1 protein-coding gene is annotated in these 1,733 nt (G+C 42.9%); it reads right to left on the reverse strand.

The window, feature by feature from the left end; genetic code table 11:
* On the reverse strand, nt 1-1,733 hold a 1,733-nt coding region (locus tag AC4GME_RS16480; RefSeq protein ID WP_490379803.1), incomplete at both ends, for a phosphopantetheine-binding protein.

The raw sequence follows: 1,733 nt of genomic DNA on the forward strand, positions 1-1,733 counted from the left end.
CAGCGAGATCTTCCGGATTTAATTCCGGTAAATCTTGAATTTCATCCTGTACCGCCCCTAAGATTTCAACACGTTTAATGGAGTCGATACCAAGATCCGCTTCCATATCCATGGTCAGTTCAAGCATCTCTGCCGGGTAACCGGTTTTATCGGCAACTACCGCCAGCATTACGCTTTGAATTTTATTGAGATCAAGAGAAACGGTTTGAGTTACTGGCGCAGAAGCAGCGGGTGCTTTGCCCTTTGCTGCACAGGAAATCATATAAGTTACGATTTCACCCAGTGTTTTAAGCTCAGCGAGATCTTCCGGATTTAATTCCGGTAAATCTTGAATTTCATCCTGTACCGCACCTAATATTTCAACGCGTTTAATGGAGTCGATACCAAGATCGGCTTCCATATCCATGCTCAATTCCAGCATCTCAGCCGGGTAACCGGTTTTATCGGCAACCACATCCAGCATTACTGTTTGCACACAGTTTAAATCAAAGCTGGCAGTCGCTGTGACTGGCGATTGGACAACGGCGACTGTCATAACCGTTGCCTTCGCTTGATTTTCTTGAATCGTTTGATGAGTTTTGGCGAGTTGTGCCTGCACAGTTAACTGCGGCTGACTAACAACTGCTTTATTATCCGGCATGCTGTTTTGTGCTGCTTGTAGCGGTTTTGCAGGTACGACTGTAACCGAATCAGCTACTTGTCCTGCAGACAATTTTCCCGACATGCTGTTTTGTGCTGCTTGTAGCGGTTTTGTAGGTACAGCTGTAACAGAATCAGCTACTTGTCCTGCAGACAATGATGCCAACATCTGCTGCATATTTTCGGTTTGATTATTCAAATAAGTTTCATGCACACGCAGTGTTTCAGACTGGAAGTCATGATACATACCTAGTGTTTTATCTAAACTTGCCGGTAACTCAGTTGCACCTGCTTGCGCCTGTAACACGTTTTGGAATGTCTTAGCGTACTCTTGCGGCCCCTGCATATATTCCTGATGCACGTTTAACAGTTGCGCCTGATGCTCGACAAACGAACTGACGCTTTGTTCAATTGATTTCACCAAATCTCTATTATCACTTTCAGGCGCAGCTTGATTTACAGGTACGCCATCAGCATTAACATAAACAATTTTCTCAACCACTTTTTCAACAATAACTTCTTTAATGACCTCTTTTTCAATCACTTTTGGCTCTGCATTAGTCAGCTTCCAACCATCAGTTAAGGTATCAGCAAAAGCTTTTTTCGATTTAGGGCTGACATAAGCAGCACCACTTAACTTCATCGCCAGAGGTGATTTTTTAGGCCCGCTTAAAGGACGTTCAATAGCATTATATGGATCGATATTATCCAGTTGTACACCTAATACGGCCATTTCCAGCGCCGCTAAACGCAGTTGCAGATCCGCCGGTTTTTTAGGATTGCCATTAACAGCAATGGTTGTAACATCGGTTTTGTCGGCTAATATATTATCCACTAAACGGGTTAATACGTTTTTAGGGCCGAATTCTACAAAGATACGACCACCTGCATTATAGAGATTATCTATCTCATCATTAAAATGCACAGATTGCAGAATATGGTTTTTCAGGCTCTCTTTAATCTCAGCGCTTTGATCTGAATGAGCTTGTGCACTGCCGTTTGCAAATACCGGAATAGTTGGCGAGTTAAACTCAATTTTATCAATCACGTCAGCAAATGGTTTTTGCGCATGACTTACTAACTCAGTATGGAAA

Source organism: Psychromonas sp., assembly GCF_983033635.1.